Annotated in this window: 22 protein-coding genes; 10 read left to right on the top strand and 12 right to left on the bottom strand. The window is 73.9% G+C overall.

Annotation, left to right across the window (positions count from 1 at the left end; genetic code table 11):
* Nucleotide 1: 1 nt before the first annotated feature.
* From ACH41F_RS31225 to ACH41F_RS31240, 4 genes are read left to right on the top strand one after another with little or no spacing between them, the layout of a single operon-like run.
* Complete coding sequence (locus tag ACH41F_RS31225) at nucleotides 2-298, top strand: hypothetical protein (RefSeq protein WP_391236939.1); 297 nt, start codon at nucleotides 2-4, stop codon at nucleotides 296-298.
* Nucleotides 295-1,251 (top strand): hypothetical protein, encoded by a 957-nt coding sequence (locus ACH41F_RS31230; RefSeq protein WP_398838468.1) that lies wholly within the window; start codon nucleotides 295-297, stop codon nucleotides 1,249-1,251. The genes ACH41F_RS31225 and ACH41F_RS31230 overlap by 4 nt, the downstream gene beginning before the upstream one ends.
* A 3-nt stretch (nucleotides 1,252-1,254) precedes the next feature.
* Nucleotides 1,255-2,952: a hypothetical protein gene (locus ACH41F_RS31235; RefSeq protein WP_398838470.1), complete on the top strand. Its 1,698-nt coding sequence runs from the start codon at nucleotides 1,255-1,257 to the stop codon at nucleotides 2,950-2,952.
* Nucleotides 2,949-6,125 carry a hypothetical protein gene (locus ACH41F_RS31240; RefSeq protein WP_391236948.1) on the top strand — a complete coding sequence of 1,059 codons (3,177 nt, stop codon included), beginning with the start codon at nucleotides 2,949-2,951 and terminating at the stop codon, nucleotides 6,123-6,125. The genes ACH41F_RS31235 and ACH41F_RS31240 overlap by 4 nt, the downstream gene beginning before the upstream one ends.
* Before the next feature lie 50 nt (nucleotides 6,126-6,175).
* Here ACH41F_RS31240 and ACH41F_RS31245 read toward each other — a convergent pair whose 3' ends face one another.
* Together ACH41F_RS31245 and amrS are read right to left on the bottom strand one after the other, a co-directional pair.
* On the bottom strand, nucleotides 6,176-6,388 hold the full coding sequence (locus ACH41F_RS31245; RefSeq protein ID WP_391236951.1) for a radical SAM-modified peptide, FtsH ternary system-associated: 213 nt from the start codon (nucleotides 6,386-6,388) through the stop codon (nucleotides 6,176-6,178).
* Nucleotides 6,385-7,434, bottom strand: a complete 1,050-nt coding sequence (gene amrS / locus ACH41F_RS31250; RefSeq protein ID WP_391236954.1) for an AmmeMemoRadiSam system radical SAM enzyme — start codon at nucleotides 7,432-7,434, stop codon at nucleotides 6,385-6,387. The genes ACH41F_RS31245 and amrS overlap by 4 nt, the downstream gene beginning before the upstream one ends.
* A 90-nt stretch (nucleotides 7,435-7,524) precedes the next feature.
* On the opposite strand from amrS, the gene ACH41F_RS31255 reads away from it, so the two are divergent.
* The gene (locus ACH41F_RS31255) at nucleotides 7,525-8,748 is read left to right on the top strand and encodes a 4-hydroxybenzoate 3-monooxygenase (protein WP_391236958.1); all 1,224 of its coding nucleotides are present in this window, start codon (nucleotides 7,525-7,527) and stop codon (nucleotides 8,746-8,748) included.
* Nucleotides 8,749-8,755: 7 nt separating this feature from the next.
* Here ACH41F_RS31255 and ACH41F_RS31260 read toward each other — a convergent pair whose 3' ends face one another.
* On the bottom strand, nucleotides 8,756-9,115 hold the full coding sequence (locus ACH41F_RS31260) for a metalloregulator ArsR/SmtB family transcription factor (protein WP_391236961.1): 360 nt from the start codon (nucleotides 9,113-9,115) through the stop codon (nucleotides 8,756-8,758).
* A gap of 61 nt (nucleotides 9,116-9,176) precedes the next feature.
* Between ACH41F_RS31260 and ACH41F_RS31265 the strand changes: the two genes are divergently transcribed.
* Nucleotides 9,177-10,217, top strand: a complete 1,041-nt coding sequence (locus tag ACH41F_RS31265) for a cation diffusion facilitator family transporter (protein ID WP_391236964.1) — start codon at nucleotides 9,177-9,179, stop codon at nucleotides 10,215-10,217.
* Nucleotides 10,218-10,219: 2 nt separating this feature from the next.
* On the opposite strand, the gene ACH41F_RS31270 is transcribed toward ACH41F_RS31265, so the two are convergent.
* On the bottom strand, nucleotides 10,220-10,786 hold the full coding sequence (locus tag ACH41F_RS31270) for a YbaK/EbsC family protein (RefSeq protein WP_391236967.1): 567 nt from the start codon (nucleotides 10,784-10,786) through the stop codon (nucleotides 10,220-10,222).
* Nucleotides 10,787-10,829: 43 nt separating this feature from the next.
* Nucleotides 10,830-11,402 carry a cupin domain-containing protein gene (locus ACH41F_RS31275; RefSeq protein WP_391236970.1) on the bottom strand — a complete coding sequence of 191 codons (573 nt, stop codon included), beginning with the start codon at nucleotides 11,400-11,402 and terminating at the stop codon, nucleotides 10,830-10,832.
* Between the two features lie 92 nt (nucleotides 11,403-11,494).
* On the opposite strand from ACH41F_RS31275, the gene ACH41F_RS31280 reads away from it, so the two are divergent.
* Nucleotides 11,495-12,352 (top strand): EamA family transporter, encoded by an 858-nt coding sequence (locus tag ACH41F_RS31280; RefSeq protein ID WP_398838476.1) that lies wholly within the window; start codon nucleotides 11,495-11,497, stop codon nucleotides 12,350-12,352.
* A gap of 1 nt (nucleotide 12,353) precedes the next feature.
* Here ACH41F_RS31280 and ACH41F_RS31285 read toward each other — a convergent pair whose 3' ends face one another.
* The gene (locus ACH41F_RS31285) at nucleotides 12,354-13,106 is read right to left on the bottom strand and encodes a DapH/DapD/GlmU-related protein (protein WP_391236975.1); all 753 of its coding nucleotides are present in this window, start codon (nucleotides 13,104-13,106) and stop codon (nucleotides 12,354-12,356) included.
* Nucleotides 13,107-13,215: 109 nt separating this feature from the next.
* Between ACH41F_RS31285 and ACH41F_RS31290 the strand changes: the two genes are divergently transcribed.
* Entirely contained in the window at nucleotides 13,216-13,749 is a 534-nt protein-coding gene (locus tag ACH41F_RS31290) for a gamma carbonic anhydrase family protein (RefSeq protein WP_398838479.1), read from the top strand.
* Nucleotides 13,750-13,752: 3 nt separating this feature from the next.
* Here the strand turns inward: ACH41F_RS31290 and ACH41F_RS31295 are convergent, their stop codons facing one another.
* The 3 genes from ACH41F_RS31295 to ACH41F_RS31305 form a co-directional block, all read right to left on the bottom strand.
* Entirely contained in the window at nucleotides 13,753-14,403 is a 651-nt protein-coding gene (locus ACH41F_RS31295; RefSeq protein ID WP_398838481.1) for a DedA family protein, read from the bottom strand.
* Nucleotides 14,404-14,554: 151 nt separating this feature from the next.
* Nucleotides 14,555-16,306 (bottom strand): ricin-type beta-trefoil lectin domain protein, encoded by a 1,752-nt coding sequence (locus ACH41F_RS31300; protein ID WP_391236984.1) that lies wholly within the window; start codon nucleotides 16,304-16,306, stop codon nucleotides 14,555-14,557.
* 457 nt (nucleotides 16,307-16,763) lie between these two features.
* Complete coding sequence (locus tag ACH41F_RS31305; RefSeq protein ID WP_391236987.1) at nucleotides 16,764-17,216, bottom strand: DUF4442 domain-containing protein; 453 nt, start codon at nucleotides 17,214-17,216, stop codon at nucleotides 16,764-16,766.
* Between the two features lie 263 nt (nucleotides 17,217-17,479).
* Between ACH41F_RS31305 and ACH41F_RS31310 the strand changes: the two genes are divergently transcribed.
* Both ACH41F_RS31310 and ACH41F_RS31315 read left to right on the top strand, forming a co-directional pair.
* A complete protein-coding gene (locus ACH41F_RS31310) occupies nucleotides 17,480-18,529 on the top strand; it encodes a hypothetical protein (protein WP_391236990.1) in 1,050 nt (349 codons plus the stop codon).
* Between the two features lie 162 nt (nucleotides 18,530-18,691).
* Nucleotides 18,692-19,990 carry an MFS transporter gene (locus tag ACH41F_RS31315; RefSeq protein ID WP_398838484.1) on the top strand — a complete coding sequence of 433 codons (1,299 nt, stop codon included), beginning with the start codon at nucleotides 18,692-18,694 and terminating at the stop codon, nucleotides 19,988-19,990.
* On the opposite strand, the gene ACH41F_RS31320 is transcribed toward ACH41F_RS31315, so the two are convergent.
* From ACH41F_RS31320 to ACH41F_RS31330, 3 genes are all read right to left on the bottom strand, one after another.
* Nucleotides 19,952-20,800, bottom strand: coding sequence for a spermidine synthase (locus ACH41F_RS31320; protein ID WP_398838486.1), 849 nt, complete (start codon nucleotides 20,798-20,800; stop codon nucleotides 19,952-19,954). The genes ACH41F_RS31315 and ACH41F_RS31320 overlap by 39 nt on opposite strands.
* Nucleotides 20,801-20,895: 95 nt before the next feature.
* Nucleotides 20,896-22,065: an elongation factor Tu gene (tuf, locus tag ACH41F_RS31325; protein WP_391236997.1), complete on the bottom strand. Its 1,170-nt coding sequence runs from the start codon at nucleotides 22,063-22,065 to the stop codon at nucleotides 20,896-20,898.
* A gap of 273 nt (nucleotides 22,066-22,338) precedes the next feature.
* The gene (locus tag ACH41F_RS31330; RefSeq protein ID WP_398838489.1) at nucleotides 22,339-23,061 is read right to left on the bottom strand and encodes a DNA alkylation repair protein; all 723 of its coding nucleotides are present in this window, start codon (nucleotides 23,059-23,061) and stop codon (nucleotides 22,339-22,341) included.
* Nucleotides 23,062-23,091 lie beyond the last annotated feature (30 nt).

The raw sequence follows: 23,091 nt of genomic DNA on the forward strand, positions 1-23,091 counted from the left end.
GATGCGGGTGCGGGTGCGGTTCCGGTTCAACACGGACACCGGAGAGGTCGAGCTGTTCCAGGTGGACGACATCGGCGACGGCTCCGGGCCCGAGCACGAGGCCGAGCACGACCGGGTCAGCGCCGAACTCGGGCGTCTCCTGGCCCGCCGGCCCGACATCGAGGAGGTCTCACCCGTCGAGGAACCGCCGCTGTGGCGCCACGACCCGCGGTCCACGGCCGCCCCGCGGTCCGTGCCCGCGGAGACCGAGGACGAGGAGACCGAGGGTTCCGCGTCGGGTGAGCAGGAGCGGTCGTGAACCGGCGCACGCGGCTGCTGCTCAAGGCCGCGCGCTGCTACTCCGCGGCCCAGGCGCACTCCGAGGCCGCCCGCTGCTACGACCTCCTCGGCTGGCGGTGGTCGGCTGCCGACGCCTACCAACGCGCGGGCGACCTGGAGCACGCTGCCCGCACCTACCGCCAGGCCGGACACCCCGAGCAGGCCGCCCGCTGCTACCGCCTGCTCGGCCGGCCCGAACTCGCCGCCCGCTGCTGGCAGGAGCGGGGCCACCGCCTGGAAGCGGCCTGGGAACTCCTCCTGGCCGGTGAGATCCCCGAGGCCCGGCATCTGCTGGCGACCGCCGACGCCGTCGGCAGGGGACCGCAGCAGCTGCGTCTCGCCCTCGCCCGCGCCCTCACCGACCGCCTCGGCGGCGGCCCCGCCGGCCCCCTCCTCGACCTCTTCCCCCGCGTCGAGGCCCGGCTGCCCACCCTGGCCGTTCGCTCGGAACGCCGCCTGCTGCTGGACTGGGGCGTCGAGGCCGCGGACCGTGTCGAACGCTTCGACTGGGGTGCCCGTCTGTTCCGCGCGGCCTACGACGGGCAGGGGGGCGACGACGTCCTGCACAGCTGGCGCGACTGGGCCACCACCCGCCTCGGCTCGGCGGCATGGCTCCCCTCACCCCCCACGTCCTCGTCCCCCTCACCCCCCACGTCCTCGTCCCCCACGCCCGCCCCCGACCCTGCCCGCCGCCCGGCTCCCGAAGCCGCGCCGCCTCCCCGTTCAGGCCCCCGACCACCCTCGGCCCCCGAGGCCCCGGCCCCCCTCGCCCCCGGCGCCCGACCTCCGTCGCACTCCGACGTCCCCGACCACCCGGCGCCCGGCACTCAGCCGCCCTCGCACCCCGAAGCCCCGCACCACCCCGCCCCGGGAGCCCAACCACCCTCTGGAGCGCCCCCCGTTCCGGCCGCCGACCGGGCAGAGGGTCTCTGACCGATGGACCGCCCCGAGAGCCCTCTGCGGCGGCTGCTCAACCGGATCACCCCGGAGAACGGCACCGCCGAGAACGGCACGGCCGCCGCCCCGCCGACCCCGCTCGTCGCCCGTCCGGCGTCCCGCGACGCACCCGCGCCGGCGCCTCCCGCGCAACCGCCCCGTACCCCCGGTGGCCAGCAGGACCACGGCATCCGCTTCAGCGTCCGCCCGGCGAGACCCGCCGACACGGACGGCGTTGAACCGGTCCCGCCGGTGCCGTACTCCCCGCCCCCCGCCGTCGAGTGGCGGGTCGCCGGCCGCTTCCCGGCCCCGCACCGGGCGCTCGGCGCCATCGAGGCGCTCCGGGGCGCGGGGGCCACGGAGTGGAGCTGCCACGAGGAGCCCGGCGGCGAGGCGGTCTGGCTGCTCAGTGCCATCGGCCCGGCCCTCGGCACCGAGCTGCTGACCCTGCACGGCGCCACGGCCCGGCCGATGCCCCCGGACACGGCGTCCGAGGTGACGGCCTGGCCCCGGCTCGACGTGGTGGATCTCGTCTCCCGGCTGCCGCTCGCCCCGCCCGGCACCTCGGACCACCGCACCCTCCATGTGCTCACCGCCCCGGAGTTGCTCCCCTCGGTCGTCCGCCAGGCCCTCGCGTTCGGCGTGGAGGTGTCGACACGCGCGGTCCGCGTGCGATACCTGACGGGGACGGACCCGACGGAACAGCACACGACACTGGTGGTGCTGGAGGGGTCCGACACGGTCCCGCACGCCCTGACCGCGGCCCTGTCCGCACTCCCCCGCACCTCGGTGTGCCGTGCGGTCGCGGCCTGCGAGCGGCTGCTGCTGGACGTACGACTGCACTGCCCGGTCCCCGACGACCTGCTGTACTCCCCCGTGCCCGAAGGGGAGTTGTGGCTCGTCGGCGATCGCGCGGAGTGGCCCGCGCTACGGCTGGATCCCCTCGGTCCACCCACCCCGGTCCCGGCCGAACTGGTCGGCGTCCCCTCCGAACCTCCGTACGCCGCCCGCCGGTTGCCGGACGCGGCGCGGGAACCGTCGGTGGAGGTACGGGTGGTGGCGGACGCGACCGCCGACACCTCGGTGGACGCCGTACTGCTGCACGACGACGAACTCCCTCTGTTACGGCGCTACCTGCGGGGCCGCCCGCTGGGCGAGGCCGGGTTCCTGCTGCCGGGGCCGGGGTGCCATCTGCTGCTGGAGCCGGTGGGACTGGCCCGCGACCTGCCCTTCGGCGTTCCGCTGCGCCGAGTCGGGCCCGGCAGCCTGTTCCTGGAGTCCGGGCACACCCTGGCACCGCCGTTGCCGCCCTCGGCCCGCGCCCGTCTCTTCGCCCTGGACGACGAGTCGGCCGTGGTCTGCCGACGCGGCGGCCGGTATCGCTTCCCGCTCTCCCCGATGGTCCCCCTGTGGACCCTGTGGGCCCCGCCCGGACCGGTCGAGGTGTCGGCCGGGCTGTCCGAGGCGGGCCGTGAACTCCTGGACGCCCTGGAGTCGTTGGCAGGACCCGGCCCCGTCCCGCACCCCACCGGACCGGCCGCCGTGCACGACCCCGGCGAGGCCCTCGAACGCGCCGCCCGACTCCGCGCCCTGGGCGACCACGAGGGCGCGGCCGAGGCGTACCGCTCGGCGGGCGATCTGCTGGAGGCGGCGCGGCTGTACGAGGCGGCGGCGCTGCACACGACGGAGGAACAGTGACAGCGGCCCCACGCCAGGGCCCACCCCCCGACACCCCACCCCAGGGCCTCTCGCACGAACCCCCACCCCCGGCACCCGGCCCCACCGCCCCCCGCCGCCTGCTCTCCCTCACCGGCGACGCCCCCTGTACCGGTCTCTCCCGCGACGGCACCGCGTTCGTCCAGCTCGCCGGGCACGCCCTGACCTGCCGTGACGACACCGGGCGGGTGCTGTGGTCGGTACCTGGGCAGGGGATGCCGGACGCGGTGGCGTGGGGGCCGGACGGCGGTGAGGTGTTCGTGCTGCGGGGCGGCCGGGTCGAGGTGTACGACGGGGACACCGGGGCTGCCGCCGACGACGGGTTCCCGGTGCCCGCGGGCACGCGCACCCTCGCGGTGTCGCCCGACGGCCTGTGGGTGGCGTGCGCCGGCGACGGCGTGCTGGTCCACCACCGGGGCACCCTCGCCGCGTCGGCGCTGCCCACCGTGGACCCCGTGGTCGCGCTGGCCTGGGACCCGCGGGGCCGCCAGTTGTGCCTGGCCACCGCCACCGCGCTCCAGTTGTGGAGCGTCCTGCCGGTCCGGATGGACTTCGCGCCCCGCACCGGCCGTAGCGGCGTCACCGCGCTCGCCTGGTCCCCGGACCGGGACGCGCTCGCCTTCGCGGACGCGGCCGGCGTCCATCTCGTGGACCGCGCCTCGGGCCGCCCGCTCGCGACCGCCGCGGTGCGCGGTGCCGTCGTCGGCATGGGGTTCAGCCGGACGGGCCGCTTCCTGGTGACCGTCACGGACCAGGGGGCGCTCCTCGTCCTGGACCGCACCCTGGAACCCGTCTCCCGCCTGCCGGTTCGGGTCGCCTCCCCCCGTGACCTGAGCGTGTCGCCCACCGGCCGGGTCCTGGCGGGACCGGAGCTGTGGGAGCTGCCGGACGCGGCCCCCTGTCCCGTGGAACGCCGGGTCGGGGTGCTGCTGCGGAGCTGGGCGGCGATGATGTGTCGTTCCGTAGGCCGTGAGCTGCCGTCCCTGCGCGACCGCACGCCGCGGATCGCGGGCCCGACACTCCTGCACGACGGCGGGGACCGGCTGTGGGCCCCGGCCGTCGCCTGGTCGGCGCGGGACGGCCATTGCGTGCTGGAGACGGAACCGGGCACCCTCGCCGCCCGCACCCCGGGACGGTCCGGACCGGACTGGACGGCCACGGCGGCCACCGGCCCCGGCGGCGCCCACGATCTGGAACTCTCCTCCGGCACACCCGAGTTGTTGGCCTGTGCCTCGCGTGACGGACTCACCGGGCTGAGCGTCCTCACCCCGGACGACGGCGAGGTGCGCGCGGTCCTCCAGGGCGGCCAGGCACCCGCCTGGTGCCCGGCGCCGACCGAGGGTACGGCGATCCTCGCGGTGCCCGAGCCCGGGCCCGCCCCGACCCATCTCTACGTGCACACCCTGACCTCCCGGGGCGCCCTGGTACGGCCGCCGCGGAGTCTGCACCTCCCCCAGGGCACCGGTCGCCCCGCCTGGTCCCCGGACGGCACGCTGCTCGCGGCCGGCACCGGCGGCGCGGTGGTGCTGTGGCATGTGCCGCGCCTGGAACGGGCCCGCAGGCTGGCTCTGCCCTCCGGGGCGTTCGCGACCCGGGTCGCCTGGTCGCCGGACGGCAGTCGGCTGGCCGCGACCCCGCCCGCGGGACAGGGGCCGTTGGTGGTGTGGTCGACGCTCACCTGGCGGGTGCAGCGGGAGTTCGGCGCACCCGGCGGGCGGGGCTGGGCGCCGGCGCTGGCCTGGTCCCCGGACGGTTCGCTGCTCGCCGCACCGGGTTCCGGCGAGACGGCCTCGGTGGTCGAGGTGTGGGACGTGGACCGGGGCACGGTGGTGACGGCCCTGGAGCCCGACGGTCCGCCGCCGGGGCCCGTGTGGTCGGTGCGCTGGTCCCCCGACGGACGCCGGCTGGCGACGACGTACAGCGGCGGCCCCAGCGTCCTGTGGGACGTGATGGCCGCCGAGGAGACCACGGAGCCCGGGCCGCGGCTGCCCGAAAGCCCCGAGTACCTGGCGGAGTTGGGGGCCATGGCCGCCGCGGTCGAGGCCGCCGTACCGCTGGACGCGCTCGCGGACGTCTCGGCGCTGCTGCGCCCGACGACGCCTCCCGGGCGCCGACTCGTGCACCAGGGCCGGGCCGCCCGCGCGCTGCGGGACCTCGGCTGGCCGCGTGCCGCGCATCCGGCGCTCAGCGCGGTGGTGGCCTCCCGGCTGCCGCCGGACGCGCGGTACGCCCCGCCGCCGGGCGTCCCGCTCCAGGAACTGCGTTCGACGCTGGAGTGGGGGTTGCGCGGCAGCGGCGAGCCGCCGGAGCGGCCGTCGGTGAGCGGGGCGGCACTGGCCGCCGCACTCGACCGGGTGCATCGCGAACTCCTGCCGCTGCTGGCCTTGTTGGGCCCGGACGCGGTGTGCCAGGACCCGGCACTGCCGCTGCGGCTCGCGGACGGCCCCTGGGCCTCGGCGGTGGACGCCGCCGCCCGGATACCCGGCCTGCCGTCGCGGCTGCCGGTGCCGCTCGGCGACGACGTCCCCGGCCCGACGAGCGCCGGTGCTCCGGCGCAGTGGTCCCGGCACGGCCCGCCGGACCGGCTCGTGCCGGGTCACATGGCCCTCCCGGCGCCGCTGTTGCACGCCCTGTGGGCGCAGGACGCCCTGCTGTACCGGACCCGGCGCGGCCGGCCGCCGTGGACCGAGCGGGACGCCGTCCTCGTCCTCGACACGGGCGCCGCCGCCCTGGGGCAGGTGGGCAGCTGTCTGCGGCTGTGCGCACACCTGCTGGCGGCGGCGCTGCTGGCGGCCGAGCGGGCGGTGGCGCTGGTACGGCTCGACGGGCTCGGCGCGCCCCTGCGGCTGACGTCCGCGGGGGATCTGCGGCACCTGTGGACGCCGGTCCCGCCCGAGCCCGCGGCGCCGGTGCGGGCGGCGGGTCTGGCCCGGGCGGCGGCGCGCGACCTGGCCGCGACGGACTCGGGCGAGCCCCGCACCCTTCTCCTGACGCACGCCCACGAGCCCCGGCTGCCCCTGCCCGGCGCGCTGACCCTGCGGGTCCACTATCCGCACCACCCGGTGCCCGACGGTCCGGACACCTGGGTGCTCGCCCCGGAGCCGGACGGGGAGGAGCTGCGGCGGGTGCTCACGCGGATCCTGGGGCGCCTGTGAGGCAGGTGGCGCGCGGTCGGCGGCTCCCTACGGACACCGTCGCGGGGATGTCACCCGCACAGCATCTGCTCCACCGCCTCCGGCCCCATCCTCTCCAGCAGCGCCTCCAGCGTCTGCGGCCGGAAGGCGTCGCCGAGCACCTCGACGCCCTGCTCGTCCCAGGTGATCCGCAGCCGTACGAGCCGCCCTTCGGGATGGTCGTCGTACTCGGACGCGTCGATCAGGTCCGGCAGGTCCTCCACGAAGCGGTACTCGGTACTCATCCTCGGCTTCCCTCCAGTCGGTCCGCGTTCCACACACCGGCGATCCGTTCCCCGCATCCGGGGCAGCCCCCGTCCCGCACCCGACTCTCGGCCTCCCCCCACACCCCGCGCGCGACGACCTCGGCACCGCAACCCGGGCAGCGGGTGGCACGCCCCTGGGCGCCGAGCGCCCGCTCGACGTAGACGTACCGCAGTCCGGCCGCCCGGCCGATGTGTACCGCGCGCGCCAACCGCTCGGGTGGGGTGGGGCGGTGGCGGCTCATCCGGTAGGTCGGGGTGAAGCGCGCCAGGTGCCAGGGGGTGTCGGGGCCGAGTCCGGCGACGAACTCGGCGATCCGCCCGAGCTGTTCGTCCTCGGCGCTGGTCCCGGGGATCAGCGGGGTGCTGACCTCGACCCACACCCCCGCCGCCCGCAGCGACCGCAGCGTGTCGAGGACCGGGGCGAGCGGAGCGCCGGTGAGCCGCCGGTGCCGTTCCTCGTCGGCGGCCTTGAGGTCGACGTTGACGGCGGCGAGGACGGGCGCGAGGCGCCGCAGGGCTTCGGGGGTGAGGAAGCCGTTGCTCTTCCAGAGCACCGGGACGCCCGACTCGGCGGCGTGCGCGCCGAGTTCCAGGGTCAGTTCGGCGGCGAGGGAGGGTTCGGAGTACGACAGGGCGATGCCCGCGCCCCGCTCGGCCGCCGTCCTGACCAGCGCCTCGGGCTCGGTGTCGCGCGCGCTGACGCGGCTGTCCTGGTCCCTGCCGTACTGGGAGAGGCGGTGGTTGACGCAGTAGTCGCAGCGGAAGGAGCAGCCCGGCGGGGCCAGGGTCAGCAGCGGCAGACCGGGCCGGAAGTGGTAGAAGGGCTTGCGCTCGACCGACGACCAGTGCTCGACAGTGGTGGTGCGGGTCGCGGTGAGGACCAGGTCGCCCTCCCGGCGGCGGACCTCGCAGGCGCCGGTGTCGCCGTCGCGCAGCCGACAGCGGAAGGGACAGAGGGTGCACTGGAGACCGCCCTCGACCGGACGGTAGAACTCGGCCGGCTGCCAGGTGACGCCCCCGTCCACCGCATCCCCCGCTCCCGGGCACCGCACGGCCACCCGCGTTTCCACGGTACTCGGTTCCCGGGTGCGAGGCGGCGTGGACATAATGCTCGGATGACTTTCGCCTCCCCCCACGCCAACTCCGGTGATGTGCACAGCAGTCCGGTCGTCATCGTCGGCGCCGGGCCGGCTGGGCTGACGCTCGGGAACATCCTGCGGGCCGCCTCCGTCGACTGCGTGGTCCTGGAGACCGAGACCCGCGCGTTCATCGAACAGCGGCCGCGTGCCGGGGTTCTGGAGGAATGGGCCGTCCGCGGTCTGGAGCGGCGGGGTCTCGCGGGGAACCTGCTGGAGCGGGCGCAGCGGCACGCCGAGTGCGAGTTCCGGTTCGGCGGGGAGCGGTACCGGTTCGAGTACGCGGAGCTGACGGGTCATCATCACTGGATCTACCCGCAGCAGTTGCTGGTGACGGATCTGGTGCGCGAGTACGCGGACGTGCGCGGTGGCGACATACGGTTCGGGGTGCGCGACGTCGAGCTGCACGACCTGGACACGGGCCGCCCGTCGGTGTCGTACACGGACCCGGCCTCGGGCGAACGCGTGCTGATCCGCTGCGAGTTCGTGGCGGGCTGCGACGGCGGTCGCGGGGTGACCCGGACGGTGCTGACGCCGGACCGGGCGCACATCTCGCGCTACGACTACGGCATCGGGTGGCTGGCCCTGCTCGCGGAGGCGCCGCCCTCCAACGACTGCGTGGTGTTCGGCATCCACCCGAAGGGCTTCGCCGGTCACATGGCCCGCAGTCCCGAGGTGACCCGCTACTACCTGGAGTGCCCGCCGGGCGACGACCCGGAGAACTGGTCACACGAACGGGTCTGGTCCGAGCTGCGCGAACGGCTGGGGGCGGCGGGTGCGCCGCCGCTCGCCGAGGGCCGGTTGATCGAGAAGCGGGTGCTGGACATGCACAGCCATGTGGTCGAGCCCATGGTGTTCGGCCGTCTCTTCCTCGCGGGCGACGCGGCGCATCTGACCGCGCCCATCGCGGCGAAGGGCATGAACCTCGCGCTGCACGACGCCTTCCTGCTCGCCGACGCGCTCCTGGCCTACCTCGCCGAGGGCGACACCAGCGGCCTGAGCGGCTACTCGGCCGCGTGCCTCGGCCGGGTCTGGGACTACCAGGAGTTCTCCCAGTGGCTCTCCGGCATCTACCACGGCACCTCGTCCGGCGATCCCTACCGCGCGGGCACCACCCTGGCCCGGCTGCGCCGCCTGTTCGGCTCCCCGGCCGCGGCGGAGACCTTCGCCGAGCAGTACCTGGGCAAGGGGGCGCACTACTGACCCGGGGTCAGTCGTGCACGGGCCGGTCGCTGAGCCGGTGGTCGGCCACGTTCAGCGCCTCGTCCACGAGGCGGCGCAGGTGGCCGTCGCGCAGTGCGTAGATGACCCGTCGCCCCTCTTTCCGCGTGTTCACCAGACCCGCCAGCCGCAGCCGCGCCAGGTGCTGGCTGACGGCCGGCCGGGCGGCTCCGCACGCCTCGGTGAGGGTCGTGACATCGGCCTCCCCTGCCGTCAGGGCGTGCAGGAGTGTCAGGCGGGTGCGGTCGCCGAGCAGCGCGAGGAGTTCGGCGGCGAGGGCGAGCTGTTCCTCGCCCGGGGTGCGCGGGTGCGCATCGTGCGCAGGTGACAGGTGCATGCGTGCGTTCATACGCACATAATGGCGTCATGGACGCGCACCGTCCACCATCGTCCTGCGGGAGGGAAACGTCGTGAGCGACCGGCACCACCACGAGCACCACCACCATCACCACGGGCACGACCGCCGTTCCGGCCCGCGCCATCACCTCGGCCACCTCCTGAAGCCCCACTCCCACGAGAGCGCCGACAAGGTCGACTCCGCCCTGGAGTCCTCGGCCCGCGGCATGCGCGCCCTGTGGGTCTCGCTCGCGGTGCTCGGTGTGACGGCGCTCGCGCAGGCGGCCGTGGTGGCGGTCTCCGGGTCGGTCGCGCTGCTCGGGGACACCGTGCACAACGCCGCGGACGCGCTGACGGCCGTACCGCTGGGGATCGCGTTCGTGCTCGGCCGGCGTGCGGCGACCCGGCGCTTCACCTACGGGTACGGGCGGGCCGAGGATCTCGCGGGGATCGTGATCGTGCTGACGATCGCCGCGTCGGCGGCCTTCGCCGGGTGGACGGCGATCGAGCGGCTCCTGGACCCGCGCCCCGTGCAGCACGTCCCGGCGGTCGCCGTCGCCGCGCTCGTGGGCTTCGCGGGCAACGAGTGGGTGGCGCGGTACCGGATCCGGGTCGGCCGGGACATCGGCTCGGCCGCGCTGGTCGCCGACGGGCTGCACGCCCGCACGGACGGGTTCACGTCACTGGCGGTGCTGATCGGGGCCGGTGGCGCGGCCCTGGGCTGGCAACTGGCCGACCCGGTCGTGGGGTTGGCGATCACCGCGGCAATCGTCCTCGTGCTCCGGGACGCGGCACGCGAGGTGTTCCGGCGGCTCATGGACGCGGTCGACCCGGCTCTCGTGGACCGTGCGGAGCAGGCCCTGCGGGAGGTCGAAGGGGTGCGCGGGGTGGGCGAGTTGCGGCTGCGCTGGATCGGCCACCGGCTGCGGGCCGAGGTCGCGGTGGTGGTGGACGGCGACGCGACGGTACGCCAGGCCCACGCCGTCGCCGTGGCGGCGGAACACGCGCTGCTGCACGCCGTGCCGCGCCTGACCGCCGCCCTGGTGCACGCCGACCCCGCGCCGCTGCCGGGCGAGGAGGACCCGCACCTCACCCTGGCGCACCACTCGGCCTGACCTCAGGAACCGAGGGCCACTCCGAGTCCTTCCAGCACGACCGCGCCGGGCAGCTCCGCGAACGCCTTGCCCGGCACCAGCAGCTTGCCGCGCCGCCGCCCGCTGCCCACCAGCACGTACGGCAGGTCCACGACGGCCGAGTCGACCAACAGGGGCCAGTGCGCGGGGAGTCCGACCGGGGTGATGCCGCCGTACTCCATGCCGGTCTCCCCCGTCGCCGTGTCCATCGAGGCGAAGGAGGCCTTGCGGGCGCCGAGTTGGCGGCGCACGACACCGTTGACGTCGACGCGGGTGGTGGACAGCACGACGCACGCGGCCAGTTGGGACTCACCGCCGCGCTTGCCCGCGACGACGACACAGTTCGCGGACTGCTCCAGCAGCTCCTGGCCGTAGTGCTGCACGAAGACGGCCGTGTCGGCCCACTGCGGGTCGGTGTCGACGTAGACGATCTGGTCGGCGGGGACGCTGCCGCTCCAGCGACGTACGGCGTCGGCGACCGGGGTGGTCAGCTCGTCGAGGCAGTCGGGGGCGGGGCGGGCGTGGTCGAAGTGTCCGATCGGTGCGTCCATGGCCGCACGCTAACAGCCGCTCGGCGGTGGCCGTCCAGGGATCTCAGGGCGCCGCCGGGACCGAGACCGCGAGCACCATCTCCATGGGGATCTCGCCCTGGTTGGCGTAGGTGTGCGCGGCGCCCGCCTCGAAGGTCACGCTCGAACCCGCCGGGACGCGGTGCGGCACGCCCTCCACCGTGAGGGTCAGTTCGCCCGCCGAGACATGGGCGATCTCGACCGTGCCGACCGGGTGCGGATCGGAGCTGCTGCTCTCGCCCGGCATGAGCCGCCAGTCCCACATCTCCAGCGGGCCCGGGGCCTCCGCGCCGGCCAGGAGCCGGCTGTAGCTGCCCGCGTCGGTGTGCCACAGCCGCACCACCTGCTCGGGCGGGACGACCCGCACCCGCGGGCCCTGCTCGTAGTCGAGCAGGGTGGTGATGCTGACCCCGAGCGCGTCACCGATCTTCACGACCGTGCCGAGGCTCGGGTTGGTGCGGGCCTGCTCGATCTGGATCAGCATGCCGCGGCTGACCCCGGCCCGGGCGGCGAGCGTGTCCAGGGTGAAGCCGCGCTCGGTGCGCCAGCGCTTGACGTTGCGCGCCAGCGACTGGGTCAACAGGTCGAGATCCGACACTCTAAGTCCAATATTCTGTATCCGAAGTCCAACTGACTGAACTATTGTCGGGTGCACCCGATCATCCACCGAACTGTACTGCGAGGCCCGCCGTGACAGCACTCTTCGCTCTGGCCACCAGCCTCCTGTGGGGTCTGGCCGACTTCGGCGGCGGACTGCTGACCCGACGCGTCCCGGCGCTCACGGTGGTGGTCGTCTCGCAGGCCATCGCGGCGGCCGCGCTCGCGGTGGTCGTGCTCGCCACCGGCGGCTGGAGCGAGGCCGACCCCCGGCTGTGGTTCGCGGTCGGCGCCGGTCTGGTGGGGCCGCTCGGCCTGATGTGCTTCTACAAGGCGCTGGCCCTCGGCCCCATGGGCGTCGTCTCCCCGCTCAGCACCCTCGCCGTCGCCGTCCCGATCGGCGTCGGCCTGGTCCTCGGTGAGCGCCCCGGACTGACCCAGGTCGCGGGCATCGCGGTCGCCGTCGTCGGTGTCGTCCTCGCCGGTGGGCCGCAGCTGCGGGGCGCCCCCGTGCAGCGCCAGGCCATCGTGCTCACCCTGGTCGCGGCCCTGTGCTTCGGCGCCGTGCTCGCGCTGATCGCGGCGGCCTCGACCACCGTCACCGGCCTGTTCCTCGCGCTCTTCGTACAGCGCGTGACCAACGTCGTCGCGGGCGGCGCCGCCCTGTACGCCACCGCCCGCAGGGGCGCCGTCGTCCTGCCCGCGGACGGCTTCCCCTGGACCGCGCTCCCGGCGCTGGCCTTCGTCGGCCTCGCCGACGTCGCCGCCAACGGCAGTTACGCGATCGCCGCCCGGCTCGGCCCGGTCACCGTCGCCGCGGTGCTCGCCTCGCTGTACCCGGTGGTGACCGCCCTCGCCGCGCGCGGTTTCCTCAGCGAACGGCTGCGGGCGGTCCAGGCGGTCGGCGCGGGCCTGGCCCTGATCGGCACCCTGCTGCTGGCGACCGGCTGACTCAGTCCAGCTCGGCGAGTCTCGCCACGCTCTCCTCGTCCAGCCCCGCCAGCGCGTTCAGCTGCTGTGGCGTGACCCCCTCCGGAATCGGCACCGGCGCCGGGGTCCGCAGCGGAGGCTGCCAGCCCGCCTCGGCGGTCCACCGCCGTACGACCCGGGCGGGCGCCCCCGCCACCACGGCGTGGTCCGGCACCACTCCGCGCACCACGGCACCGGCCGCGACGACCACGTTCCGCCCGATCCGGGCCCCCGGCAGGATCACCGCGCCGGTGCCGATCCAGCAGCCCGAGCCGATCTCCACCGGCTCCATCCGCGGCCACTGCTTGCCGATGGGCTCGTGCGGATCGTCGTACGAGTGGTTCGTGGAGGTCACGTAGACGTACGGCCCGAAGTAGCAGTCGCTGCCGATGGTGACCGTCGTGTCCGCGATGACATGGCTGCCGCGACCGAGGACGACACCGTCCCCGATGCGCAGGATCGGCTCCGGACCCAGGTCGAGGTCGGGCATCAGTCCGGCGGTCAGCGTGACCTGCTCGCCGACGATGCAGTGCGAGCCCACCTGGATCCACGGCTCCCCGAAGACCGTGCCGAGCGGGAACGCGAGCCGGGTGTGCTCGCCCAGCGCGCCGAAGCGGAACCGTCCGGGGTGTTCGGCGGTCACGGACCCGGTGCGCTGCACCCAGGCCCAGCCCGCGTGGACGGCACGCTGGGTGAGGCCCCGACGCCAGGATGAGAACGTGTTCTTCTTCGGCACGAGGTCACCGTACTCAGAGTGCGCCGGGGCGATGAGCGCGCGGGCCTGTGATCTTCGCCCCACGCGGGTGGCGTACGGTGCGGGGGTTGGCGACGACGAGGAGAGGGCGATGACGCACAAGGCGTTGATCATCGGCATCGGCGGCCGGGAACCGAAGATCCACGGGGAGGTCTTCGTGGCGCCCACGGCCTCGGTGATCGGGGACGTGACCCTGGAGGCGGGCGCGAGCCTCTGGTACGGCGCGGTGGCGCGCGGCGACGTCGAGCGGATCTCCGTCGGAGCGCACAGCAACATCCAGGACAACTGCACGCTGCACGCCGATCCGGGGTTCCCCGTGACCATCGGCGAGCGGGTGTCGGTGGGGCACAACGCGGTGGTGCACGGGGCGACGGTCGAGGACGACTGCCTCATCGGGATGGGCGCGACCGTCCTCAACGGCGCGGTGATCGGCGCGGGTTCGCTGGTCGCGGCGCAGGCGCTGGTCCCGCAGGGGATGCGGGTGCCGCCGGGGTCACTGGTCGCCGGGGTTCCGGCGAAGGTGCGGCGGGAGCTGTCGGAGGAGGAGCGTCAGGGCGTCACGTTGAACGGCACCCTGTACGCGGACCTGGCGAAGGCGCACGACGAGGTGCACGGCACGGCGTGAGGCTCAGTCGGCGGCCGGCACCGGTTCCGGCTCGGCCGCCTGCCGCTGCTCGGTGGCCTTCCTGGCCTTGCGCTTCAACACCAGCATCGACGTCAGGCCGATGAGCACGGCGAGCACCAGCCCGAGCCACGAGAACCGCTTCAGCCAGGACTCGGCGACGACACCGACGTAGTAGATGACGGCCGTCGTACCGCCCGCCCACAGGATGCCGCCCAGCACGTTGGCGGTCAGGAACTTCCAGTACGGCATCCGCAGCACACCCGCGAGCGGGCCCGCGAAGATGCGCAGCAGGGCGACGAAACGGCCGAAGAAGACGGCCCACATGCCCCACTTCTCGAAGGACCGCTCCGCCGTGGCGATGTGGCCCTCGCTGAAGTGGCGGGGGAACTTCCTGCCCAGCCAGGCCAGCAGCGGGCGCCCGCCCTTGCGGCCGATCGCGTAGCCGATGGAGTCGCCGATGATCGCTCCGGCGCTGGCGCAGGCGCCGAGGATGAACGGGTCGATGTCGCCGTGCTGGGAGGCGAGCAGCGCGGACGAGACGAGGATGATCTCGCCCGGCAGCGGGATGCCCAGGCTCTCCAGGCCGATGACCAGCCCCACCAGCAGATAGATGCTGACCGCGGGCACGGTCTCGAGCCATTCCTGGACGTGCACAGCCGGTTCCTCCTCGCGTCCCTGCGTTCCCGGGCGTACGTGACCGTCGGCCCGTACGCCCGGGAAGCCTACCGGGTCGGTGGGACCCGGCGGCGGCCCCCAGGAATCGGCGGGAACCGCACAGGGGGCCGCCCCGGCGAGCGGCCCCCTGTCAGTGAAGGACGGACGCGACGGCGGCGACGGCCGTGTCCACGATCGGCACCTCGCCCGCGCCGCCCGACTCCTCGGGCTCGTCCCGGTGGTCGACCTGGGCCAGGCGCGGCGCGCTCTCCTGCGGCGCCGGCTCGTCCGGTTCCCCGGCGCCCGGGGGCTCCGCGGTGGGCGACGCGGGGACGGCCTCGGGGAGGAGGCGGCCGTCCCGGCCCCCTGTCTCCCCCTTCCCTTCCGTCCCCTTCTTCTCCTCCTCCACCGCCCCTTCCGCCTTGTCGCCCTTTTCCTGCTTCTCCTGCTTCTCCTGCGTCTGCGCCTTCTTCCGCGTCCCGGACGTGAGGCCGTCCACCGCTTCGAACAGCCACCCCTGGTCGTCGGAACCGTCCCGCTCGGCCACCACGACCTCCCGGTCCCGGCCGGGGGCGAGGACCAGCCCCTTGTGCCAACGCAGCAGGATCTCGCCGCCGACCGTGAGGTCGTACTGCACCTCGCCGGCGTGCACCAGGCACCCGTCGAGGACGACCGAGCCCGCGTCGGTGTCGGAGCCGAGGCAGAGGGTGGGGTCGGAGAGGCTGCGCAGCAGACCGTCGTCCTGGTACGACCACTGCTGGGTCGGAGCGGCCGAGCAGACCGCGAGGATCGTCTCGGCGCCGTTGCTGACCCGCTTGTCCCGGATGTCCAGGCAGAGGTCGTCGGCCCGGCTGCGGAGCCGCCCCTGGCCGATGGCCACGGGATCACTCGCGAACGCCGCCGACGGGGAGCCCGCGGACGAGGGCGCCGGGTCGAGGCCGGGGACGACGTCATGGCCGCTGGCGGCGCCCCAGGTGACCCGGGGGTCGGGGCCACCGCTGTCATCGGACCAGCCCTTGGTGACGAGGACGGTCGCGAGCAGGGCGAGGGAGGTCAGGCCGACCACCACCGCGGCCTTGGTCTGCCGTTTCGGGGGTGCGGGGCGGGCGGGGCGGGCGGGCCGGTGCCGGCCGCCACCGCGGGGGCGCGCGGTCGGCGACTGGTTCGAACCGCCGCGGCCGGGCCGCGAGTCGAGATAGCGGCGGGCGCCCCAGCCGAGGACGGTCTCGGCGAGCAGCACGTCGAGCCCGCCCTCGAAATGGCTCAGCTGCTCGGCGGCGTGCCGGCAGTAGCGGCATTCCGTCAGATGCTGCCGGACATCGGGCAGCAGACCGCCCCCGCGGCGCATCGGGACATCCAGGAGACGGTTGTAGAAGCGGCAGTCCTTCGAGGGCGCGAGTTCCCGGTGGGCCCGTACACAGCCCTCCCGCAATTGGTCGCGGGCCTGTTCCAGGGCGGCCGCCGCGCGGGCGACGTCGACCCCCAACAGACCGGCCGGTACGGATATGTGCTCGGCCTCGACCTCGACATGCCACAACAGGGTTTGCGAAGCACCCGGAAGGGCACGGAATGCGCGCTCGGCGAGCTTCCGCCTTTCGGGAGTCACTCCCCGCGCCGCACGCAGTCCGCGGCCGCCGGTCGGTTTGCCCAACTCTGGCAGTACGGCGGAAATCCGCTGCTGCCCGGACCACTCCTTCACCGTGTCCCGCACGGAGGCCAGGAGTTGGGGTCGCACGGCGCCGCCGTTCGCCTGGGCGAACACACGGTGGAAAGCGGCGGCGGCGACGAGTTCCGCGGAACCGGAGGAAGAGGCGAGGCAGATGACCGCGTACTCGTGCGTGGCCCGCCAATGCCGGGCCAGCAGCAGGGCGACCGCCCGCTCACCACCTTCGGCACCGCCCAATTGCGCGACGAGATTACGGTCGGACTCTCCCGGACCGGCTCCGGGGCGCGGCGGATAAGGAGGCCGTGGGGGGTATGGGGAGTGCACTGAACCAATTTCCTTCCAAGCCGCTGGACGGCACGGCATTGTGCGTCCGTCGGAAAGCAGGTGCGTGATTGGTGCATACCTATGCCGCGTCAGGTACGGTGCGGTCATTCGGGGCGGTCACTTTCGCACACGCGATTGACAGGAAACAAGAAGTTCGAGTGACCGAAGTTCAAAACGCTTCGAATTCAGATAAGTTACCGGCGGTATCCGCACCCATATTCGATAACCGGGTGGGCCCGCCTCCCGAGTTGTGGACGCGCGGGGACGGGTGGCACACGAAATCTCCCACTTTTCGGGAGCCCGGGGCGCGTACGACGGCATGACTCGGCCCCGGCCGGAAGACGACCGGGGCCTCGCGAAACGGTTCCGCTCAGTTGTTGGGGCGCAGCGTCCAGACCACGGTCATCTCACCGGTCACCGCACCGTCGGCGCGCCGGATCTCGATCGCCACCGGGAACTCGGGGCGCTGCCCCGCGTCCAGCTCGGCCACCACCTCGGCGGCGGGACGACCGAGGGTCGCGGTGGCCGTGACGGCGCCCATCGCGAGCTTGCGGTACGCGATCTCGGCGCTGACCGCGAGCGGCACGGCCCGCGCCAACTGGTCCCCGAACGCGGCGAGGACGATGGCGCCGCTGGCGGACTCCCCGAGCGTGAACATCGCGCCGGCGTGCGGTCCGCCCACGTGGTTGTGGTACTCGCTCTGGTCCGGGAGGGCGACCACGGCCTTCTCCGGCGTGGTCTCCAGGAAGTCGAGGTTCAGGGTCCGGGCCATGGGCACCGTGGCGGACAGCATCTCGCCGATGGACATCTGTTCTGCGCTCATGGGCGGCATGTTACCCACGAGTAGCCGCAAAGGACCAGGTCGGTGTGATGTTCGTCGTATCGCTCCGCGCCTCGCCGTGAAGGCGTCCGCGGTCCTCCGGGAACAGCGACGACGACAGGGGCGGCGGCGGGCCTGAGTCACGCCTGCGGCCCGTGCCGGAGCGCGATTGCGGCCACGGCAGGCCCGAGGAGTCCCGACTTGGTACGGCCCTGACAAGGGGCGGTGACCGAATCGATGCACACACGCCACTAAGGTGACTGCCCATGTGGCCAGGACAGCAGCCGCCCGGGGGCGAGCAGAACCCGCAGGACGCGCACAACCCGTACCAGCAGCCGGGATACCAGCAGCCGAATCCCTACCAGCAGCCGGGATACCAGCAGCAGCCCGGCCAGCCGGGCTATCAGCAGCAGCCCGGCCCCTACGGGCAGCCCACCCAGTGGGACACGCCCCAGGCGCCACAGCCCGGCGGCGGTGGCGGTGGCGGTGATGGTGGCAACCGCACGAAGATCACCGCGATCGTGGCGGCTCTGGCCGTCGTCGTGGCCGCCGGTGTGACCGGCTTCCTCGTGCTCGGCGGCGACAAGGACGACGAGGCGGACGGGGGCTCGGGCAAGGAGACCGGTCAGACGGCGCCGCCCTCGAAGTCCGCGTCGACCGACCCGTCCGCGTCCGGCTCGGACGACAACCCGCGCGGCGGCGAGGAGGAGAAGGCGACGATCGACGGCTGGAAGGTCGTCATCAACCCCAAGTGGGGCACCGCCTTCGACGTGCCGGCGGACTGGCAGGTCGAGTCGCCCGGCATGCTCATCGGCTTCGAGAAGGACAACGCCAAGGCCGGCGACAAGCCCATCATCACCATGTCCGCACCCGCCTACCTCCAGGAGAAGTGGTGCACGTCCGACGACGACAAGGACGGTGACACCGAGGAGACCGCCCTCGCCACGGCGGGCACCAAGGGCGCCAACGGTGCCAAGAACACCGACGAGGTGGCCGTGAACCAGGTCCCGTGGTGGGTGTTCGGCGGGTACACGCAGCCGGACAAGAAGAGCATCACCTTCGACGAGAAGGCCAAGCCGTACACCACGGCCTCCGGCGTCAAGGGCAGCCTCGCCTGGGCCCGTTCGAAGAACACGCCCCAGAAGGGCAAGTGCGCGACCGACGGCAAGGCCGTCACCTTCGGGTTCAAGAACGCCGCCGGTGACTTCGTGGCCTTCAGCCTCTACGGGGCCACCGGGGTCAAGGACGAGCTGCCGGACGCGACGATCATGAAGATCCTGAGCACGGTCCGCGTCCACGGCGAGCCGACGGGCTGAGGGACGTCAGGCCGGTCCCACTCCTCGGACCCGTCCCGGGTCCCCGTGGCACCGGCCTCCCGGCCCCCTCTGGTCAGCAGCCCCCCGGTGGGACCCGGCTGAGGATCGAGACCGGCCGGAATCCGTTTGGCAAGTCGGCGCCGGTACCGCGATAGTCGGCCGGTGACCTCCGCCGACGCCCCGATACGCCGCCGCCGACCCGAGTGGGCCGGCCGCAACTACAGCCTGCTGACCGCCTCGGCGGTCGTCACCGGCCTCGGCAGCCACGGCGCGCTGATCGCCGCCGCGTTCGCCGTCCTGGAGACCGGGGGCGACAGCGGTGACGTGGGGCTCGTGGCCGCCGCGCGGACGCTGCCGCTGGTGGTGTTCCTGCTGATCGGGGGCGCGATCGCGGACCGGCTCCCCCGGCACCGGGTGATGGTCGCGGCGAACGCCCTCAACTGTGTGTCGCAGGGCGTCTTCGCGGTGCTCGTCCTCGCCGGGGATCCGCAGCTGTGGCAGATGATGCTGCTCACCGCGCTGGGCGGCACCGGCCAGGCGTTCTTCAGCCCGGCGGCCGAGGGCATGCTGATGTCCTCGGTCTCCGGCGAGCAGGCGAGCCGGGCCTTCGCGGTGTTCCGGATGGCCATGCAGGGGGCGACCGTGGGCGGGGCCGCGCTGGGGGGCGCGATGGTCGCCGCGATCGGCCCGGGCTGGGTGCTGGCGGCGGACGCGGCGGCGTTCGCGGTGGCCGGAGCCCTGCGCGCCTTCCTCGACGTGAGCCATATCGCGCCCCGCACACCGGGCGGCGGCCTGCTCGCCGACCTCCGGGAGGGCTGGCAGGAGTTCAGCAGCCGGCCGTGGCTGTGGGGCATCGTCGTACAGTTCTCGCTCGCGAACGCCGTCGTGGCCGCCGCCGACGCGGTCTACGGCCCGCTGGTCGCCCGCGACCACCTGGGCGGCGCGGGTCCCTGGGGCCTGGCCCTGGGCTTCTTCGGCGCGGGCACGGTCGCCGGCGCCCTGCTCATGACCCGTTGGAGGCCACGCCGCCTGCTGCTCTGGGGCACCCTCGGTGTCTTCCCCCTGGCCCTCCCCTCGGCCGCCCTCGCGGTGCCCACGTCGGCCGGGGTCCTGTGCGCGGTGATGTTCCTGACCGGCGTGACGGTGGAGGTCTTCGGGGTGAGCTGGATGACGGCCCTCCATCAGGAGATCCCGGAGAACAAGCTCTCCCGGGTGGCGGCGTACGACTGGTTCGGCTCCGTCGCCATGGTGCCGCTGGCGACCGCGCTGGCCGGTCCGGCGGAGTCGGCGTTCGGCCGCTCCCCCGCGCTATGGGGCTGCGCGGCGCTGGTCGTGGTGGTGACCGCGGCGGTGCTGTGCGTACCGGACGTGCGCAACCTCAGGCGGCGGAGCACCCCGGTGGCGCAGTCCGCCGCGGGCGTCTCAGCCGATGCCGAACGCCCCGTCGGGGGGCTCGGGTGAGGGCACGGCGTCCTCGTCCCGCACGGGCCGCGCGCCGCCGATGAACTCCCGCAGCGCCGCCCCGTGTTCGACGCGCGCCGGGAAGGCGTCGGAGGCGGTCCGTCGGGTCAGCGCGGCCGTGTCCAGGGGGCGGTGGGCGGCCACCAGCACCGCGTTGCCGAACCGCCGCCCGCGCAGCACCCCCGGCTCGGCGATCAGCACCAGCTCCTCGAAGAGCGCGGCGGCGTTGGCGAGTTGGGACCGCAGGAACGCGAAGGGAGCGGCGTCGGCGAGGTTCGCCAGATAGACACCGCCGTCCCGCAGCACCCGTGCGACCTGCCGCGTGCAGTCGACGGACGTCAGCTGCGCGGGCACCCGGGACCCACCGAAGACGTCGGCGACCAGGACGTCCGCGGAGTCACCCGGGGCAGCGTCGAGCCACGCCCGGGCGTCGGCGGTGTGCAGCGTGATCCCCGCACCGCCGTCGGGCAGCGGCAGTTGCTCCACGACCAGCTCCAGCAGCCCCCGGTCGAACTCCACGACGTCCTGCCGGGAGCCGGGCCGGGTGGCGGCGACGTACCGGGGCAGGGTGAGCGCCCCGCCCCCGAGGTGCAGCACGTCCAAGGGCCGTCCCGGCTCCGCGACCGTGTCCAGCACATGCCCGAGCCGCCGCGTGTACTCGAACTCCAGATGCGCCGGCTCGTCGAGGTCGACGTAGGACTGCGGGGCCCCGTCGACGGTCAGCAGCCAGGCCCGCTTCCGGTCGATGTCGGGCATGAGCTTGGCGAACCCGTGGTCGACGGCACGGGCGACGGGGAGGGGATCGGTCACCGGGCCATTGTGCCTGTGCCCCGGACCGCCCAGGGGCACGGGGAACCGCGCGGCCGGCCACGACGGCCCCGCGGTCCCCCACCCCCGTCAGCCCCTCACACGACGGCTGTCACGGTCCCCGCACCGACGGTCCGACCACCCTCACGGATGGCGAACCCGAGCCCGGGCTCCAGCGGCACCTCCCGCCCCAGCTCGACGGTCATCGTCACCGTCTCCCCGGGCCGGGCCACCGCCACCTCGCCCAGGTCGACGTCCCCGACCACATCCGCGGTCCGGATGTAGAACTGCGGCCGGTACCCCGTCGAGACGGGCGTCGTACGACCGCCCTCCCGCGCGGACAGCACATACACCTGCGCCGAGAACCTCCGTCGCGGCTCGACCGAACCCGGGGCGGCCACCACGTGCCCACGCCGTACGGCGTCCCGCGGCACGCCCCGCAGCAGCAGCGCCACGTTGTCCCCGGCCTGCGCCTCCTCCATGGGCTTGCCGAACGTCTCCACCCCGGTCACCACCGACTCCACGGCGGCGCCGAGCACGTCGACGCGGTCGCCCACCCGGACGGTGCCCCGCTCGACGGCACCCGTCACGACCGTGCCCCGGCCGGTGATGGTGAGCACGTTCTCGACGGACAACAGGAACGGGGCGTCGACGTACCGCTCCGGCATGGGCACATAGGTGTCCACCGCGTCGAGCAGCGCCTCGATCGACGCCGTCCACTTCGGGTCGCCCTCCAGCGCCCGGAGCCCGGAGACCCGGACGACGGGCACCGCGTCGCCGCCGTAGCCGTGCGAGGTGAGCAGGTCGCGGACCTCCAGCTCGACCAGGTCGATGAGCTCCTCGTCACCCGCGTCGGCCTTGTTGAGGGCGACGACGATGTGGTCGACGCCCACCTGCCGGGCGAGCAGCACGTGTTCGGCGGTCTGCGGCATGATCCCGTCGAGCGCGGAGACGACGAGGATCGCCCCGTCGAGCTGCGCGGCCCCGGTGACCATGTTCTTGACGTAGTCGGCGTGGCCCGGCATGTCCACGTGCGCGTAGTGGCGGGTGTCGGTCTCGTACTCGACGTGCGCGATGTTGATGGTGATCCCGCGCGCGGCCTCCTCCGGGGCCCGGTCGATGCGGTCGAACGGGACGAAGGTGCCGGCGCCGCGGTCGGCGAGGACCTTGGTGATGGCGGCGGTCAGGGTGGTCTTGCCGTGGTCGACGTGGCCCATGGTGCCGATGTTCAGGTGCGGCTTGGTGCGCACGTATGCCGTCTTGGGCATGGCTGTACCTCGAGGTCTCGGTGAGAGCGTGAAAGTCTCCAGAGGGGAGACGGGGACCCCGGATACTCACCGACCCTCCCCCTGCGGGGTCCGCCGGACAATCCGGAGAGGGTCAGCTTCGGGCGCCGTCGGCTGCGGCCAGGAGGATCTCAACGGCAGCCTTCGGCGCATCCGCGACTGCGGATGCTGCGAGGTGGAAGGCGTACCGGAACATGACGCAGATCATTGCCGACGCCTCGCCGGGCGTCGAATGGTTTTTCGCCCTACGGGACGTCAGGGGCCGACGTTCTTCAGGGCCTCGCGCACGGACAGCGGCGCGAAGCGGTCCTTCTCCCGGGCGAGGAAGGACCGCACGGCCTCGGGGTCGGTCTTGGCGTACTCGCGCAGTGCCCAGCCGATCGCCTTGCGGACGAAGAAGTCGGGGTGGCCCGACTGGCGGACGCAGTAGGCGAAGAGGCGCTCGGTGTCGGTGCGTTGCTTGTGGCGCAGCTGGTGGAGCAGGGCGGTGCGGGCGATCCAGAGGTCGTCGTCCGCGATCCAGGCGTCCATGTCCGCCTTCAGCTTCGGGTCGGCCGTGACGAGCGCGCCGACCACGTGGGCGGCCAGCGGGTCGACGGTGTCCCACCAGGAGGCCGTCAGGACGAGGTGCCGGGTCACCGGGAGGAAGCCGGAGGAGAGCACGCGCGCGTGGCGGCGCAGGTAGTCGACGGCGAAGTACTGGTACTCGCGCTCGGGCAGTTCCCAGCAACGCAGGGCGATCGCGGTGCAGTCGGCCTCGTCCGGGCGGGCTGTGCCCTCCAGGACGGTCCGGGACAGGGAGCGGCGCACGGGCGCGGTCAGGCCGAGGAAGGGCGCCACGTCCTTCATGTACGCCCGCATGGGCTCGGCCCGGGCGGGGTCGGCGGCGGCGCCGTAGACGGCCGTGAGTCGCCGCAGCACGATGTCCGCAAGGGGGCTGCCCGGCAGTGAGGGAGATCCCACACCTGTGACGCTCATGAGACGAACCATACGGCGATCACACACATG

The organism is Streptomyces sp. NPDC020489 (assembly GCF_044386545.1).
Classification (GTDB): domain Bacteria; phylum Actinomycetota; class Actinomycetes; order Streptomycetales; family Streptomycetaceae; genus Streptomyces.

Excerpts from the sequence above, each read along its gene's own strand:
- ACH41F_RS31225 (WP_391236939.1), top strand. The coding sequence starts at position 2 with ATGCGGGTGCGGGTGCGGTTCCGGTTCAACACGGACACCGGAGAGGTC.
- ACH41F_RS31235 (WP_398838470.1), top strand. The coding sequence starts at position 1,255 with ATGGACCGCCCCGAGAGCCCTCTGCGGCGGCTGCTCAACCGGATCACC.
- ACH41F_RS31245 (WP_391236951.1), bottom strand. The coding sequence starts at position 6,388 with ATGAGTACCGAGTACCGCTTCGTGGAGGACCTGCCGGACCTGATCGAC.
- ACH41F_RS31255 (WP_391236958.1), top strand. The coding sequence starts at position 7,525 with ATGACTTTCGCCTCCCCCCACGCCAACTCCGGTGATGTGCACAGCAGT.
- ACH41F_RS31260 (WP_391236961.1), bottom strand. The coding sequence starts at position 9,115 with ATGAACGCACGCATGCACCTGTCACCTGCGCACGATGCGCACCCGCGC.
- ACH41F_RS31270 (WP_391236967.1), bottom strand. The coding sequence starts at position 10,786 with ATGGACGCACCGATCGGACACTTCGACCACGCCCGCCCCGCCCCCGAC.
- ACH41F_RS31290 (WP_398838479.1), top strand. The coding sequence starts at position 13,216 with ATGACGCACAAGGCGTTGATCATCGGCATCGGCGGCCGGGAACCGAAG.
- ACH41F_RS31305 (WP_391236987.1), bottom strand. The coding sequence starts at position 17,216 with ATGAGCGCAGAACAGATGTCCATCGGCGAGATGCTGTCCGCCACGGTG.
- ACH41F_RS31310 (WP_391236990.1), top strand. The coding sequence starts at position 17,480 with ATGTGGCCAGGACAGCAGCCGCCCGGGGGCGAGCAGAACCCGCAGGAC.
- tuf (WP_391236997.1), bottom strand. The coding sequence starts at position 22,065 with ATGCCCAAGACGGCATACGTGCGCACCAAGCCGCACCTGAACATCGGC.
- ACH41F_RS31330 (WP_398838489.1), bottom strand. The coding sequence starts at position 23,061 with ATGAGCGTCACAGGTGTGGGATCTCCCTCACTGCCGGGCAGCCCCCTT.